The organism is Kitasatospora sp. cg17-2 (assembly GCF_054031055.1).
Genome location: NZ_CM132923.1, coordinates 7095157 through 7110517 on the forward strand (window position 1 = coordinate 7095157; position 15361 = coordinate 7110517).

The window sequence follows — 15361 nt, forward strand, 5'->3', positions numbered from 1 at the left end:
CGGCGGGCCTTTTCGGCGCGCTCGCGGCTCCGGGCCCGGTGGGTGGGGTTTCGGGACCGGCGGTGGGTGCTTCCGTGGTGTCCGGGCGGGGGTGCCAGGGGTGAGTTCTGGCGGGCTTGGGGCCGGGGGGGTGATTTACCGGTTCGTACGACCGGATGTCACCTCGGTCGGGGCGGACGGCCGAACTACGCTTCGCAGACGGGGCGTCCGTCTGCGGGCGGCCGCCGGTCGGTGCTGGGTGACGTCGGGAGTGGCGCGGGTGGCGAGGAAGACGGCGACCATGGAGGCCGGGACCGGCGCGCCCGCCGAGCGTGTTCCCGGGCTGGACCGGCTGCCCGCCGGCCCCGCCCTGTTCGTCGGCCGGCGCACCGAGCTGGCCGCGCTCCGGGCCGCCGCCGTGCGTCCGGCCGAGGGCCGCAGTCCGGTGCTGGTGCTGGCCGGGCGGCCCGGTTCGGGCCGTACCGCGCTGGCCGTCCGGTTCGCGGTCACCGTCGCCGGCCAGTACCCCGACGGTGTGCTGTTCGCCCGGCTGTCCGCCCCCGACGGCGGCCGGGTGCCGCCCGCCAGGGCCGCCCGCCGGCTGCTGGAGCAGCTCGGCGCGGACACCGCCGAGGTCCCGCTGCCCGGCGCCGCCGGGGACGGCCGGGACGACCCGGCGTGCGTCGCGCTGCGCGCCGCGCTGGCCGGGCGGCGGGTGCTGCTGGTGCTGGACGACGTCCGGGACGCCGGACAGCTGTGGCCGCTGCTCGCGGACGAGCCCGGCTGCCTGGTGCTCGCCACCACGGCCGGGCCGCTCACCGGGATCGAGGACATCGATCCGGTCATCCTCGGCGGGCTCGACCGGACGGCCGCCGCCGAACTGCTCGGCGACCTGGTCGGCGGCACCAGGATCGGCTGCGACCCGGTCGGCGCGGCGGACCTGGCGGAGGCCTGCGGCTCCCAGCCGGCGGCGCTGCGGCTGATGGCCGGGCGGCTGCGCGGCAAGCCGGAGCTGGCGGTGACGGAGGCGGCGAAGGAGCTGCTGCGGGCCGTCGCCGAGGCCGGGAAGGCGGAGCCGGAGGGCGTGAAGGAGCCGGCGGAGGCCGTGGACCCGCCGGCGTCGAACGGGAAGGGCAAGGGGGAGCGGGGCAAGGGGCGGCGCGGGGCGGCCGTGACCAGGTCGGAGCCCGCCGCCGCGGTGGACCCGCCGGCGGAGCCGGCCCGCGACCCGGCCGCCTGGGTCCGGCCCGGGCCGGAGCCCGCCGAACCCGTCCCGGTGCCCGACAACGACCCGCTGGTGGGCGCCTTCACCCTGGCCTACGCCGGTCTGACCGCCGCGCAGGCCCGGATGCTGCGCGCGCTCACCCTGGCCCCCGCCCAGTCCGCGGACCCGCGCACCGCCTCCGCGCTGGTCGGCTGTCCGGCCCCGGAGGCCGCGACGACCCTGGCCGCGCTCGCCGAGCGGGAGCTGCTGGCCGAGGAGCCGCCGGCCGCCGACGGCACCGCCCGCTACCGCGTCCCCGGCCGGCTCCACCCCCGGCTGGTCCGGCTGCGCGAGCGGGACGACCGGCCCGCCGAGATCGAGCTGGCCCGGGCCCGGCTGCTGGAGCGGCTGGTCCGGCTCACCGAGTCGGCCCGCTCGCTGCTCGACCCGTCCGAGGGCGCCGGGCCCGATCCGCTGCCCGGCCCGCTGCGGCTGAAGTCCGCCGCCCATGCCCGGGAGTGGCTGCTCGGCGAGCGGGACCCGCTGCTCGGCGCGGTCGCCGACGCGATCGGCCAGGGCGACCTGGACGGTTCGGCGGGCCGGCTGGTCACCGCGCTGCTCCGGTCGCTGCCGCTGACCGGCGCCGCCGCCCCGGCCGACCTGCACCAGCTGCACGAGCTGGTGCTGACGGTGGCCGAGCGCCACGGCCGGCCGCGCCGGGCCTCGGCCGCGCTGCTCAACCTGGGCGACCTCCAGGCCGCAGCGGGCCGCTGGGAGCAGGCCTCCGGGCACTACCGGGCCGCCCTGGAGCACGCCAGGACCGCCGACGACGAGGCGCTCTGTGCCCGCGCGCTGGAGGGCGCGGCGGGCTGCCACCGGGCGCTCGGCGATGCCGTGCGCGCCGCCGATTGGTACGGCCGGGCGCTGGGTGTCCGGCAGTCGATGGGGGACCAGGCCGCCGAGGCCCGGCTGCTGGCCAGGGTGGCCGAGGCGCACGCGGCCCAGCGCCGGTTCGACGAGGCCGAGCGGGAGTACCGGGCCTCCCTCTCGGTGCTGCGCCGGATCGGTGACGAACGGGGCCGGGAGGCCGTCGCCGCCGCCCTCGCCGAGCTGCGGGAACGGGTCTCCACCGGGTGGTAGGTCCCGGTTCAGGAGTATTGTCGAATATGCCTGGTCGGCACGGCTTTGGCAGGAAGATCGCGATGGAAGCCTACGAACCTGCCAATGAGCTCGACAGATTTATTCACTTTGGAAGGCTGACAGGCCGCCTGGGCTTCATTACACTCGTACTCAGTCGCGCAGCGAGCCGTGCCCCGGTGCCATCCGGAGGCTTCCCCCCGTGCGCGTCGCCCGCCGGTCTTCTCCGGTAGGGACCCCCATGGCAAGAGGACGTGTTTAGCCGTGAAGGTCGGCATCCCCCGCGAGGTCAAGAACCACGAGTACCGCGTGGCCATCACGCCCGCCGGCGTGCATGAGCTCGTCCGCAACGGGCACGAGGTCTACATCGAGGACAACGCCGGTGTCGGCTCCTCGATCCCGAACGAGGAGTACGTGGCCGCCGGCGCCACCATCCTCCCCACCGCCGACGAGGTGTGGGCCACCGCCGACCTGCTGCTGAAGGTCAAGGAGCCCATCGCGCAGGAGTACCACCGCCTGCGCAAGGGCCAGACGGTCTTCACGTACCTCCACCTGGCGGCCGACCGCGCCGGCACCGACGCGCTGGTCGCCTCCGGCACCACCGCCATCGCGTACGAGACCGTGCAGACCGCCAACGGCGCCCTGCCGCTGCTCGCCCCGATGTCCGAGGTCGCGGGCCGGCTGGCCCCGCAGGTCGGCTCGTACCACCTGATGCGCCCGGCCGGCGGCCGCGGCACCCTCCCGGGCGGCGTCCCCGGCACCCACCCGGCCAAGGCCGTCGTCATCGGTGGCGGCGTCTCCGGCTGGCACGCGGCCACCATCGCCATCGGCATGGGCTACGACGTGACCCTGCTGGACCGCGACATCAACAAGCTGCGCGAGGCCGACAAGATCTTCGGCACGAAGATCAAGGCCATCATGTCCAACTCCTTCGAGCTGGAGAAGGCCGTCATCGAGGCCGACCTGGTCATCGGCGCGGTGCTGATCCCGGGTGCCAAGGCCCCGAAGCTCGTCACCAACGAGCTGGTCTCCCGCATGAAGCCGGGCTCCGTGCTCGTCGACATCGCCATCGACCAGGGCGGCTGCTTCGAGGACTCGCACGCCACCACGCACGCCGAGCCGACCTTCCAGGTCCACAACTCGGTCTTCTACTGCGTGGCCAACATGCCGGGCGCCGTCCCGAACACCTCCACCTACGCGCTGACCAACGCGACGCTGCCGTACGTCGTCGAGCTGGCCAACCGGGGCTGGAAGGAGGCGCTGCGCCGCGACGCCGCGCTCGCCAAGGGTCTGAACGTCCACGAGGGCCAGATCACCTTCGCCGCCGTCGCCGAGGCGTTCGGCCTGGAGTCGGTCTCCCTGGAGTCCGTGCTCGCCTAGTACGACCCCGCGTCGCCCCCGACCCGATGTCCTCGGGTCGGGGGCTTCGCCGTGCCCGTCCGCGGGGTCACGCTGCGTCCCCGCGGAGGGTGTGAACGACGGGTGAACCCGGTGACGACTTCGGGGGCGGAACGGGTGGGTCGCTCTGTCGTCAATTTCTGTGGGTCGTGTCACCCCACCGCAGAAACGTTAGGGTCAAGGGCCCTCGCATCCCTTGACAGAGGGTTGCCCGATAGTCGACACATCCTGCCCACTACCGTGGATTGTGTTGCTGCGAACGCCTTGAACGGCCTAGAGTCGCAAACCGTCGGCATGCTGCCACGCTGACGAATCGACATAGAGTCCTGGATGCCCAAGGAGGTAAGACGACTTGTGAATGAGTCGACATTTGCTCCCGGGGGTGGTCAGCCAGGACTGGCGGAGCACACCGCCGGCCAGCCGAGTGGGGAGTCCGGGGCCAGGCAGGCCTCCGTGGGCTCGGCCGAGGTCGGCTCGGTCGCTCTCCGTACTTTCGAAGCACGCCAGAACACAGCACAGGTGACCACGGTGACCGACTACGACGCCGAACTGCCGGCCCACGGCCTGGCCTACGGAGAGTTCGCCTACGGCGCCTACGACGACCCCGACGCCGAGTACGAGCCGGACCCGGAGTACGCGGCCACGCTCGCCCCCGACGCCGCGCGTCAGCGCCGCGAGCGGATCGGCCCGACCGGACGTCCGCTGCCGTACTTCCCGATCCCGGCGCCGGTGGCCGAGCACGGCCCCGCCCAGATCATCGCGATGTGCAACCAGAAGGGCGGCGTCGGCAAGACCACGTCGACCATCAACCTGGGTGCCGCGCTCGCCGAGTACGGCCGCCGGGTGCTGCTCGTCGACTTCGACCCGCAGGGCGCCCTCTCCGTCGGACTCGGCGTCAACCCGATGGAACTCGACGTCACCGTCTACAACCTGCTCATGGAGCGCGGGCTGACGGCCGATGAGGTGCTGCTGAAGACGGCCGTGCCGGGCATGGACCTGCTGCCGTCCAACATCGACCTCTCCGCCGCCGAGGTGCAGCTGGTCAGCGAGGTGGCCCGGGAGTCCGCGCTGGCGCGCGCCCTGAAGCCGCTGCTGCCCGACTACGACTTCGTCATCATCGACTGCCAGCCCTCGCTGGGCCTGCTGACGGTCAATGCGCTGACGGCCGCTCACAGCGTGATCGTGCCGCTGGAGTGCGAGTTCTTCGCGCTGCGCGGTGTCGCGCTGCTCACCGAGACCATCGAGAAGGTCTGCGAGCGGCTCAACCCGGAGCTGCGGCTGGACGGCATCCTCGCCACCATGTACGACTCGCGCACCGTGCACAGCCGCGAGGTGCTGGCACGCGTCGTCGAGGCGTTCGGCGAGCACGTCTTCCACACCGTCATCGGGCGGACCGTGCGCTTCCCGGAGACCACCGTCGCCGGCGAACCGATCACGACGTACGCGACCAATTCGGTCGGTGCCGCCGCCTACCGCCAGCTCGCCAGGGAGGTGCTCGACCGGTGCCGCCCCGCCGAGTGAGTCTCCCGGGGGCCGACGAGCTGTTCCGAACCACCGGCGGGATGGCGCTCTCGCCGTCCCTCGCGTCGCGTTCGGCCGTCGAGGCACCCAGACCGGAGACCGCCCGGGCGGTCAACGGCGCCGGTGACCCGGACGGCGCCGAGGGCGCCGACGAGGTCGCCGCAGCCGGTGGCGTCGGCCCGGCCGACGGCGGTGAGGGGCCGGAGCGCGCCGGGAACGGCGCGGACCGGGACGGGGACCAGGCGGGCGGCCGACGGAGCGCGCGCCGCGAGACCGGTGCGGCGGGCGCCTCCGTGCCCGCCCCCGCGCAGCCGGGCGGCCGGACCTCGGCCCCGGCGCCGCGCCAGCACGCCGGCGCGGTCGAGGACCAGACGGGTGCCGCGGGGCGGCCCCGTCCGCGTGGCCGTGCCCCCCGCCGCCCCAGCGGGCGCGAGCGGCACGACGAGAAGATCACCGTGTACGTGTCCGCCGAGGAGCTGATGGACCTCGAACACACCCGGCTGGTGCTCCGCGGCGAGCACGGCCTGGCGGTGGACCGGGGCCGGATCGTGCGGGAGGCCATCGCGGTCGTCCTGGCGGACCTGGAGCAGCGCGGCGAGGCCAGCATCCTGGTGCGGCGGTTGCGCGGGCGCTGAGCCCGTGCCTCGGGGCCGCGGGGGGTCCGGGGCGGGTCGTGGTTCGCGCGTCGGCAGGCGTTCGGGAGGGCTCGCGGTCGTCCTGGCGGGTCGCGGGGCGGCGAGGCGGGGCCGCCGGGCCCCGGAACGGCGGCTGTGCGGGCGCTGAGCGCCCGCCTCGGGGCCGCGGGGGGCCGGGGCAGGCCCGGGGTGGGTCCGGGGCCTTACGGCGGCCGTGCGGGCGGCTGCGGGGCCGGAGGGACCGGCGTGTCGGCGGCCCCGGTGCGGGGTGACCGGCGCGGCCGGGTGAAGATGGACCGTTATGCCGAGCACGTCCGAGAGCCCCGTCGTCGCCCAGGCCGCCGCCGTCGCTGCGGCGGAGCCCGGCGCGTCGGCCGCCGTGGGCGCGGTGGGTGCCGGTGGCGGGGGCGGAGCGGGCGCCGAGGGGCCGCAGGGCGGCTTCCGGGTCCGGCTGGACAACTTCGAGGGCCCGTTCGACCTCCTGCTGAGCCTGATCGCCAAGCACCGGATGGACGTCACCGAGGTGGCCCTGGCGACGGTCACCGACGAGTTCCTCGCCCACACCAGGGCGATGGGGCCGGACTGGGACCTGGACGCGGCGACCGAGTTCCTGGTGGTCGCCGCCACCCTCCTCGACCTCAAGGCGGCCCGGCTGCTGCCCGCCGCCGAGGTCGAGGACGAGGAGGACCTCGCCCTGCTGGAGGCACGCGACCTGCTCTTCGCCCGGCTGCTCCAGTACCGGGCCTACAAGCGGGCGGCGGCGCTGTTCGGCGAGCGCTGGGCCGCCGAACTGCTCCGGCGGCCGCGCAGCGTCGGCCTGGAGCCCCGGCACGCGGCGCTGCTGCCCGAGGTCGTGATCAGCATCGGCACCGAGCGCTTCGCGCAGCTCGCCGCCCGGGCGATGACGCCCAAGCCCCCGCCGGTCGTCTACGTCGACCACATCCACAGCCCGCCGGTGAGCGTGCGCGAGCAGGCCGGTCTGGTGGTCGACCTGTTGGCCGAGCTGGGCGAGGCCACCTTCCAGCGGCTGGTCGCGGACGCCCCGGACACCATGGTGGTGGTCGCCCGCTTCCTGGCCCTGCTGGAGCTGTACCGGGAGCGGGTGCTCGCCTTCGAGCAGCCGGACGCGCTCGGCGAGCTGGTGGTGCGCTGGGTGGCCGAGGCGGACCGGGGCGCGGTCGAGGTGACGGACGAGTTCGACCGGCCGGCGGACGAGGCGGCGGCGAGGAGTGAGGACGGGCGATGACGGTCGGGAACGGCGAGGCGGGCGGTGGACGGCCGGCCAGGCGGGCGCTGGGGGTCCCGGGGCAGCCGAGGGCCGAGGAGTGGCAGGAACCGGCGCCGAGCGTCCTGGAGGACGGTACGGTGACGGTTCCCGGGGCCGTCCCCGCGGTGACGGCTGCGGTGGCGGCCGTGGCCGCCGTCGCGGTCGAGGCGGTCGCGGCGGTCGAGGTGGCCGGGGCGGTGCCGGTGGAGGTGGTGCACCAGAAGTCGGCTCCGTCGACTTCTCCGGTGGAACTCCCGGAGGAGCCTCCCGAAGACTTTTCCGTGGATCTTCCCGGCCTCCCCGTCGAGGACGGGCCGGGACTGCGGGCCGAGCTGGAGGCGATCCTGATGATCGTCGACGAGCCGGCCGCCGAGGCCCACCTGGCCGCCGTACTGGAGCGCCCGCGGGCGGAGGTGGCCTCGGCCCTGCGCGGACTGTCCGCCGAGTACACCGCCCAGGGGCGCGGCTTCGACCTCCGGCAGGTGGCCGGCGGCTGGCGTTTCCACAGCCGCGCCACCTGCGCCCCGGCCGTCGACCGCTTCGTCCTGGACGGCCAGCAGGCCCGTCTGACCCAGGCGGCACTGGAGACCCTGGCGGTGGTCGCCTACCGGCAACCGGTGTCCAGATCGCGGGTCTCTGCCGTCCGCGGTGTGAACTGTGACGGCGTGATGCGTACCCTGGTACAGCGAGGACTGGTGGAAGAGGCCGGATCCGAGCCCGAAACAGGTGCGATCCTGTATCGGACGACGAACTACTTCCTGGAACGGATGGGGCTCCGCGGCCTGGACGAGCTGCCGGAGCTCGCCCCGTTCCTGCCCGAGGTCGACGACGTGGAAGCGGAGTCCCTGGAGGGCACGATGATCGCGGAGGCGGTCGCCGCCGCTGCCGCGAAGGCTGCGGACGGCAGTGGCGAGGCCGGTCGGGCTGCGCCTGATCGGTAGGGGGCGGTGAGGTCGGCCGAAACGACCGCACAGCCCAGACGGTAACGACGTACGGACACTTTGATGCGTAGCAGTGGCAACGGCAGGAACAGCAGCGGCGGCGGCAGCGGCAGCTCTCGCGGCGGACAGGGCGGGGGCCGGGGCGGCTCCTACGGGGGCGGCGCGAGCCGCGGCGGCTCGGGTGAGCGCGGGGGTTCGTACGGCGGTGGCGGCGGGAGCCGCGGCGGCTCGGGTGAGCGTGGCGGTTCGTACGGCGGTGGCGGCGGGAGCCGCGGCGGTTCGGGCGAGCGTGGCGGTTCGTACGGCGGTGGCTCCGGCGCGGGCCGTGGCGGCTCCGGCGCGCCCCGCGGTGGCTCCGGTGCGGGTCGTCCGGGCTCCGGCTCCGGTTCGTACGGTCGCCGTGACGACCGACGGGACGACCGGCGCGACGACCGCCGTGACGACCGCCGTGACGACCGTCGCTTCCCGGACCGCCCGCTGCGGCCCGAGGAGCGCAGGTACGACCGCCCCGAGTTCGGCGGTGGCCCCAACGCCACCCCGGCCCGCGGCAGCTACACCGGGCGTCGGCCCGGCCCGGCCCCGCGGCCGCGCCGCGAGGGCGCGCCCGCCCCGGGCGACCCGCGCCGCCAGCCGCAGCGTTCGCGCGAGCTGCAGGCCCGGATCGAGGACGCGGTGCTGGCCCGGCACGACAAGCCGGCCGTGAAGCTGCCGAAGACCTTCGGCGAGCCCGAGGGCGAGCGACTGCAGAAGGTGCTGGCCCGGGCCGGCATCGGCAGCCGCCGCGCCTGCGAGGAGCTGATCGAGCAGGGCCGCGTCGACGTCAACGGCAAGCGCGTCACCGAGCAGGGCAAGCGGGTCGACGCGGAGAAGGACGAGATCAAGGTGGACGGCCTGACCGTCGCCACCCAGTCCTTCCTGTTCTTCGCGCTGAACAAGCCGGCCGGCGTGGTCTCCACCATGGAGGACCCGGACGGCCGCCAGTGCCTCGGCGACTACGTGACCAACCGGGAGACCCGGCTGTTCCACGTCGGTCGTCTGGACACCGAGACCGAGGGCATCATCCTGCTCACCAACCACGGCGAGCTGGCCCACCGCCTCACCCACCCCCGGTACGGCGTGACCAAGACCTACCTGGCCGCCATCCAGGGCCCGATCCCGCGCGACCTGGGCAAGCAGCTCGCCAAGGGCATCGAGCTGGAGGACGGCTACGCCCGCGCCGACAGCTTCAAGGTGGTCTCGAACGTCGGCAAGAACTACCTGGTCGAGGTGACCCTGCACGAGGGTCGCAAGCACATCGTCCGCCGGATGCTGTCCGAGGCGGGCTTCCCGGTCGAGAAGCTGGTGCGCACCCACTTCGGGCCGATCGCGCTCGGCGACCAGAAGTCCGGCTGGCTGCGCCGGCTGACCAACCCCGAGGTCGGTCAGCTGATGCGCGAGGTCGGGCTGTAACACCCCGACCCCCAGGGTCTCAGGAGGGCCTCCCCGCCGATCGGCGGGGAGGCCCTCCGTCGTTCGGCTGATCCGTTGTGAAGCGGACCGCATCGTGGGCTGATCACCTTGTCAGCCCGGTGATCCGTGGCCGAGGATTGCCACCTGACCGCGACCCGCCGGGTGGCGGGAGTGCGCCATCCCCGTGCGGGGGGCGACAGGCGAACGGGGGAGCGACGCCGTGTCCGATGCACCACTCAGCGCTCTGGGACTGGCCGGACCGGACGGGCGGGTCTACGCGGCGCTGGTGGCCAACCCGCAGTCCACCGCCGAGGACCTCGCCGGGCTCTGCGAACTGACCCCCCAGCAGAGCCTGCGGGCCCTGGACCGGCTCGCCCAGCAGGGCATGGCGACCCGGGCCCCGGTGGACCGCCAGCGCTTCCTGCCGGTCGCCCCGGACGTGGCGATCGGCACCCTGATCGGCCACCGGGAGTCCGAACTGCGGCACGCCCGCGCCGAGATGCACCGGCTGATGGACGCCTTCCGGGAGGCGTCCCGGTACACCGACCCGGCGCACTCGGTCGAGGTGCTGACCGGCGGCGAGGCGATAGCCCAGCGGCTGGAGCACATCACCGGGACCAGCCAGTACCAGATCCGCGGCTTCGACTGCCCGCCCTACATCCAGGACCCGGTCGCCAACATCCCGCTGCAGCGGCAGCGGCTGGGCGAGGGGGTGCGGTTCCGGACCATCTACGACCGGGAGGCGGTGGCCTGGCCGGGCCGGCTGGAGAAGAACATCCTGGCCGGCGTCGCCGACGGGGAGGAGGCCAGGGTCAGGCCGGTGCTCCCGATGAAGATGGTGATGTCGGACGACCGGATGGCGATCATCCCGATCAGCGTCGGCGACAGCGTCCTCGACGCCGCCTATGTGATCCACCCCTCGGCCCTGCTCCAGGCCCTGGACACGCTCTTCGAGGCGGAGTGGGAGCGGGCCGTCCAGCTGCAGGCCGCGATCGGGACCGGGGACGGGGCGCTGGAGCCGGAGGCCGACCACCGCAAGCTGCTGGGCCTGCTGGCGGCCGGCCTCACCGACGAGTCGATCGCCCGCTCGCTGGGCTGGAGCGCCCGGACCACCCAGCGCCGGCTCCAGTCGCTGATGCGCGAGCTGGGTGCCACCACCCGCTTCCAGGCCGGGATGGCGGCCCGGGAGCGGGGCTGGCTGTAGGGCGGGCGCCCCTCGGATCCCGCCGGGCGGGAGCGGGCCCGAGGACGCGTCCCCGGATCCGCGGGCGCGGCCGGGCGGGGCCGCGCGCGGCCGGGCGGGGCGTCAGCTCCAGGGGGAGAGGGACGCCCAGCGGCCGTCCGGGCCCCGCTCGACCTTCTCCAGCCCGACCACGGCCGTGCGGTTCAGCCGCCCGTAGATGTGCGGGAACAGCACCCCCGGGGTGGCCCCGGACGGCGGTGCGCCGTTCGGGGCCTCCCACTTGACCATCGGTTCCACCAGCGACTCCTCGATCAGCAGCACCATCAGGGGTCCGCGGGTGTCGGCGAAGAAGGCGTTGGCCACGGCCAGCGCGGTCGGCTCGTCCGCCGAGCAGTGGATGAACCCGTCGGTGAGCAGCGAGGCGGTCGCGTACGGCCGCCCGGGGTCGGCCAGCCAGTCGTCCAGGGGAGCGAGGTGCAGGATCATGCTCCTGTTGTACCCGTTCCGGCCGGGCCCGGACGGGCGCCCGGGCCGCCGCCGCTCACAGGCCCGCCACCTTCGAGGAGGCGGAGATCTCGTACACCAGGGTCAGCGTGCGGCGGGCGCCCGGGCCGAGCGGGACGTCCCAGCGCACGATGCCCTCGGCGTCGAAGGCGTCCGGCAGGGGTGAGCACTCCTCCTTGCGCAGCCGCACCTCCACCGCCGCCACCTCGGAGACCGGCACCCGTTCGCGCACCGCGACCAGCTGCTCGTCCCGCTCCTCCGGGCCGGAGAACCGGGACAGGTGCAGCCGCACCGTGCGGGTGGTCACCGAACGCTGGCTCAGGCCCGCGGTGGACCGGCGCTCCTCGGTCTCCCGCACCACCCGGTAGCCGTCCGAGCTGCCGAAGGACAGCTCGGTGTCGGCTCCCGCCGCGGTGAACGGCAGCCGTCCGCGCCCGGTGAACCCGCTGCCGCGGACCAGCTCCACCGGCCCGGCGAGCAGCGGGTGGCCGGCCGTGTTGCGGAACCGGACCACCTGGGTCACCAGCGGCGACAGCTCCGGCGCGCAGGTGAACTCGCTGCGCGCCGGACCGTCGAAGGAGGCCAGCGGCACCCGGTGCGCCTTGCCGTCGGACGGCACGGTGGCCGGGGCCGGGGCGTTCAGCACCCGCACCTCGCCGCCGTCGTCCACGCCCGGCACCACGCCGTCCGGACCGAGTTCGGAGATCGCCTCCTCGCGCAGCTCGACCTCGACGGCGCGCTTCTCCTCGCTGGTGCGCTCGCGCAGGACCAGGACGTCGTCGACCAGCGCCGGCGGCTCGGTGGCCAGCGCCGACCGGGCGGTGGAGAAGGTCAGCCGGACTCCGTCCCAGCTCTCGCCGGTGCGCTGCCAGACCACCGCCTCGGACTCCAGCCGCAGCACGCCGTCGGCCAGGGTGGCGCGGTAGGACGGCCGCCACAGGGCGCACGGCACCAGGTGGTGCACGGTGAGCCGGGCCGGACCGGCGGTGGCGGCCTCGACGGTGAGTTCGAGGTGGGCGACCAGTTCGGCGGGCCGCTCCTCGGACTCCTCCAGGGCGCCGAGCGCCGCGGCGCGGTCCACCTCCAGCCGGCGCAGCCGGACCCGGGCGGCGCGCAGTTCCTCGCCGTGCTGCTCGCGGCCGGCGTCGACCCGGTCCAGCTCGCGGTGCCAGCGGGTGCGTTCGACCTCGCCGGCGCCGGCGCCCTCGCCGACCTCCCGCAGCAGATCGGTGCTGAGCTGGGCGAGCAGGGCCAGCCGGGCCTCCAGCCGGTCGGTCAGCCGCTCCTCCTCGCGGATCCGGACCTCCAGCGCGTGCAGCCGGTGGCGCAGCTCGGAGTCCTCCGGGCCGGGCGGCAGGGGGGCGCGGGGGGTCCAGGCGCGGGTGATCCGGGCGTCCAGGACGCGGACGCCCGGGGTGTCCGACTCGGCGCGCAGGGTGCGGTCGACGGCGAGGGCGGTGAGCGGGCCGAGCCGCAGCCGCTGGACGCCGGCGGCGAGGTCCGGGGTGGCGGTGCGGCCGATCCGGGCGCGGTCCTCCAGGCAGGTGACGGTGGTGACGGGGAGGGTCGTCACGGGGTGCGGGGCGGTGGTTCCTGCGGGGCGTGGGGTGTCCGGCCCCGGGGCGCCCGCGCTCGCGGCGCCGGGGAGGGGGGTGACGGTCATCGTTCAGTTCCTCCGGTTTCCGCCGACGATGGCCTTTCCGGCCGGGATTCTGATCTGGTAGCCGCCGTCCAGCTCGGCCCGGCCGCCCGGCGGCAGGTCGACCCGTCGGAGCCGGGTGCCGGGCGGGCACTCGGGGGACGGTTCCTCCGGTGCGTGCCAGCCGGGCCGTTCCTCGATCCGGACATCGGCGTCGGAGCTGACCGGTACCCGTTCGCGGACCTCGACGGTGACCGGGCGGCCGAGCCGGTTGGCCAGTTCGACGCGCACCCGGTGGTCGAGCACGGTGCTGCTGTTCAGCATGCCCGCGGTGGACTCGTGCAGCTCGGTACGGCGCGTCACCTCGACCGACTCGGCGACACCGATGCCCAGTCGGCGCACACCGCCGGGGGCGAGGGTGGGCAGGGCCCCGGTGAGCAGGAACTCGTCGTCGACGGTCACCTCGACCGGGCCGGCGAGCACGGCGCGGGCGGTGCCGTTGGTGAGCACCAGGGTCGCGTAGACCCGCTCCTCGACCGAGGGCACGGCGACGTACTCGGGCCGCACGCTGACCGCGATGTCGTCGATCGTGACGGTGTGCCAGGTGCCGTCGGACGGGATGTCGGCGGGCGCGGCGGCGTCGAAGCGGTGGTCGAAGGAACCGGCCGAGACCCGCGGCGGCACCGCGTACGGCGGCATCGGGAGGCGCTGCAGCCGGGCGCCGTAGGGGCCGACCGCGGTTCTGATGCCGGCGCCCGGACGGAACGCCCGCTGCAGGGTGCCGCGCCGCTCGGTGTCGCCGTCCGGGCCGAGCAGTTCGAGCACGGGGTAGTCGAGCAGCCGTTCGTCCGGGACCGGGGGTCCGGTCGGGGGAGCGAACGGGGCGGGCGCGCCGGCGAGGAGGAAGTCGGCCTCCTCGGCGAATCCGCCGGGGCCGCCGGCTCCTGCAGCTCCTGCGGCTTCGGTGGGGAAGGCGGCGCGGACGCGGCGGGCCTCGGGGGGCAGCGGCACCCCGCCGTAGCCGCCGAACCCGGACGGCTCGTCGGCCGCGCGCATGCCGCCCTGGGCGCCGCCGCGGGCTCCGGGGCCGGCGGGTCGTCGGCCGAAGCCGCCCGGGGCCTGGGGGGCCGGGGGCGGGAAGGAGCCCGGGGCGGGGAACGAGGCCGCCACGGGGGCCGGGGGCGGGGGCGGCACGGCCCCGGTCGGGGCGACCGGGGCGGGCGGAGCGATCGGGGTCGACACCGCGAGCGGCGCCCCGGCGGAGCGGAGCGGACGGTCCGGGACCGGGCGCGGGCCGACCGCGTCGTAGGCCGAGAACAGGTCGGACAGCCCGGTCGGGGGTTCGCGCCAGCCGGAGGGCGGCGGGGCCGGCTGGCTGCGGCCGATCCGCAGCGAACGCAGTTCGGGCAGTTCGGTGCGGCGTTCCAGGTCGGCGGTGGAGAGGGCGAGGCGGACGCCGGTCCAGTCCTCGTCGGTCTGCTGGGCGACGGAGGCGCGCAGGACCAGTTGGCCGGTGTCCTCGCCCTGGCGGTAGGACAGCCGGTAGGAGGGCACCCAGCGGGCGGCCTGGACGGTGTACTCCAGCTCGATGTCCAGCTCGGGGGCGGTGCCGCCGGTGCTCTCGGTGCTGTCGGTGCTGTCGGTGTCCTCGGTGGTGCTCTCGGTGGTGTTCTCGGTGGGGGTGGTGGTGAGGGTGAGGAGGGCGGTGGTCGCGGTCGTGATCGCCTCCTGCGGGTCGGCGGTGGTCGCGCGGGCGATCCGGTCGGCGAGCAACTCGGTCTCGTGCTCGGCGAGTTCGATGTCCCGGGTGAGCAGTTCGGCGCGCCCGTGGAGCCGTTCGAGGCGTTCGTCGACGAAGTCGGCCAGTTCGAGCCAGGCGTCGGCCGGAGTGCGGCGCAGAGCCTCGTCGCGGCGGCGGGACGGCGGGACGGCGCGCAGCGCGGTGGTCTCGGCGACGGCGGCGAGCACCAGCCGGAGGCGTTCCCGCAGGGTGCTCTCGTGCTCCCTGGCCGCGTCCAGCCGCAGGCGCAGTTCGGGCAGCTCGGAGGGGTCGCGGAGTTCGGCGACGGCCTCCAGCCGGGCCCCGGTGACCGCGGTGCCGGCCGGACCGGAGAGGACCCGGGCGCGCAGCGAGCGTTCGTCGAGTCTTCCGGGCAGGCCGGTCAGCCGGACCCGCCCGTCCGGGGGCAGGGCCACCCGGGCCCGGCGGCGGCAGACCGCGCCGGCGGCGTGGACGACGACGGACTCCAGGACCGAGGGGGCGGTCGGGACGGTGGTACCGCCTCCGGTTGCTCCTCCCGGTCCTTCGCCGGCTGCTCCTGCGGTGTCCCCCGTGGTGGAACCGGTGGTGGTGCGGTGGTCCTGCGGTTGATGCTGGTCGCTGCTGTGCTGATCGTTCACCCGGCCAACCCCTTCGTCGCGTACCTTCGGCGCCGAGCGCGCGCCGAGCCTTCTCCCGGGCGGCCCATCCTGCCGTGTGCCCGTTCCCGCGTCCCCGGTTTTCC

At 75.1% G+C, this 15361-nt stretch carries 11 protein-coding genes; 8 read left to right on the forward strand and 3 right to left on the reverse strand.

Annotation, left to right across the window (positions count from 1 at the left end; all coding sequences use genetic code 11):
• The first annotated feature begins 259 nt into the window (after positions 1-259).
• The 8 genes from ACW14Y_RS30005 (at position 260) to ACW14Y_RS30040 (ending at position 10735) form a co-directional block, all read left to right on the forward strand.
• Entirely contained in the window at positions 260-2323 is a 2064-nt protein-coding gene (locus ACW14Y_RS30005; RefSeq protein ID WP_456983990.1) for an AAA family ATPase, read from the forward strand.
• Between the two features lie 261 nt (positions 2324-2584).
• Positions 2585-3700 (forward strand): alanine dehydrogenase, encoded by a 1116-nt coding sequence (ald, locus tag ACW14Y_RS30010; protein WP_030396096.1) that lies wholly within the window; start codon positions 2585-2587, stop codon positions 3698-3700.
• 471 nt (positions 3701-4171) lie between these two features.
• Entirely contained in the window at positions 4172-5239 is a 1068-nt protein-coding gene (locus ACW14Y_RS30015; protein ID WP_380299711.1) for a ParA family protein, read from the forward strand.
• A gap of 41 nt (positions 5240-5280) precedes the next feature.
• Positions 5281-5874 carry a hypothetical protein gene (locus ACW14Y_RS30020; protein ID WP_380299777.1) on the forward strand — a complete coding sequence of 198 codons (594 nt, stop codon included), beginning with the start codon at positions 5281-5283 and terminating at the stop codon, positions 5872-5874.
• A gap of 301 nt (positions 5875-6175) precedes the next feature.
• Positions 6176-7120 carry a segregation and condensation protein A gene (locus ACW14Y_RS30025; RefSeq protein WP_380391417.1) on the forward strand — a complete coding sequence of 315 codons (945 nt, stop codon included), beginning with the start codon at positions 6176-6178 and terminating at the stop codon, positions 7118-7120.
• A gap of 368 nt (positions 7121-7488) precedes the next feature.
• Complete coding sequence (scpB, locus tag ACW14Y_RS30030; protein WP_231978738.1) at positions 7489-8082, forward strand: SMC-Scp complex subunit ScpB; 594 nt, start codon at positions 7489-7491, stop codon at positions 8080-8082.
• 63 nt (positions 8083-8145) lie between these two features.
• The gene (locus ACW14Y_RS30035; RefSeq protein WP_380391415.1) at positions 8146-9531 is read left to right on the forward strand and encodes a pseudouridine synthase; all 1386 of its coding nucleotides are present in this window, start codon (positions 8146-8148) and stop codon (positions 9529-9531) included.
• Positions 9532-9751: 220 nt separating this feature from the next.
• Positions 9752-10735 (forward strand): helix-turn-helix domain-containing protein, encoded by a 984-nt coding sequence (locus ACW14Y_RS30040; RefSeq protein WP_266274002.1) that lies wholly within the window; start codon positions 9752-9754, stop codon positions 10733-10735.
• Between the two features lie 102 nt (positions 10736-10837).
• On the opposite strand, the gene ACW14Y_RS30045 is transcribed toward ACW14Y_RS30040, so the two are convergent.
• Genes ACW14Y_RS30045 through ACW14Y_RS30055 form a run of 3 tightly spaced genes read right to left on the reverse strand, consistent with a single transcriptional unit; the run spans position 10838 to position 15257 of the window.
• Positions 10838-11200 carry a DUF952 domain-containing protein gene (locus tag ACW14Y_RS30045; protein ID WP_266274001.1) on the reverse strand — a complete coding sequence of 121 codons (363 nt, stop codon included), beginning with the start codon at positions 11198-11200 and terminating at the stop codon, positions 10838-10840.
• 55 nt (positions 11201-11255) lie between these two features.
• Positions 11256-12881 carry a DUF4139 domain-containing protein gene (locus ACW14Y_RS30050; protein ID WP_380299714.1) on the reverse strand — a complete coding sequence of 542 codons (1626 nt, stop codon included), beginning with the start codon at positions 12879-12881 and terminating at the stop codon, positions 11256-11258.
• Positions 12882-12884: 3 nt separating this feature from the next.
• Positions 12885-15257, reverse strand: coding sequence for a DUF4139 domain-containing protein (locus tag ACW14Y_RS30055; protein WP_456983994.1), 2373 nt, complete (start codon positions 15255-15257; stop codon positions 12885-12887).
• Positions 15258-15361: the final 104 nt, after the last annotated feature.

Bases quoted from the DNA above. Each gene is read 5' to 3' on its own strand.
- ACW14Y_RS30020 (WP_380299777.1), top strand. From the start codon at position 5,281: ATGGCGCTCTCGCCGTCCCTCGCGTCGCGTTCGGCCGTCGAGGCACCC.
- ACW14Y_RS30025 (WP_380391417.1), top strand. From the start codon at position 6,176: ATGCCGAGCACGTCCGAGAGCCCCGTCGTCGCCCAGGCCGCCGCCGTC.
- scpB (WP_231978738.1), top strand. From the start codon at position 7,489: ATGATCGTCGACGAGCCGGCCGCCGAGGCCCACCTGGCCGCCGTACTG.
- ACW14Y_RS30035 (WP_380391415.1), top strand. From the start codon at position 8,146: ATGCGTAGCAGTGGCAACGGCAGGAACAGCAGCGGCGGCGGCAGCGGC.
- ACW14Y_RS30045 (WP_266274001.1), bottom strand. From the start codon at position 11,200: ATGATCCTGCACCTCGCTCCCCTGGACGACTGGCTGGCCGACCCCGGG.
- ACW14Y_RS30050 (WP_380299714.1), bottom strand. From the start codon at position 12,881: ATGACCGTCACCCCCCTCCCCGGCGCCGCGAGCGCGGGCGCCCCGGGG.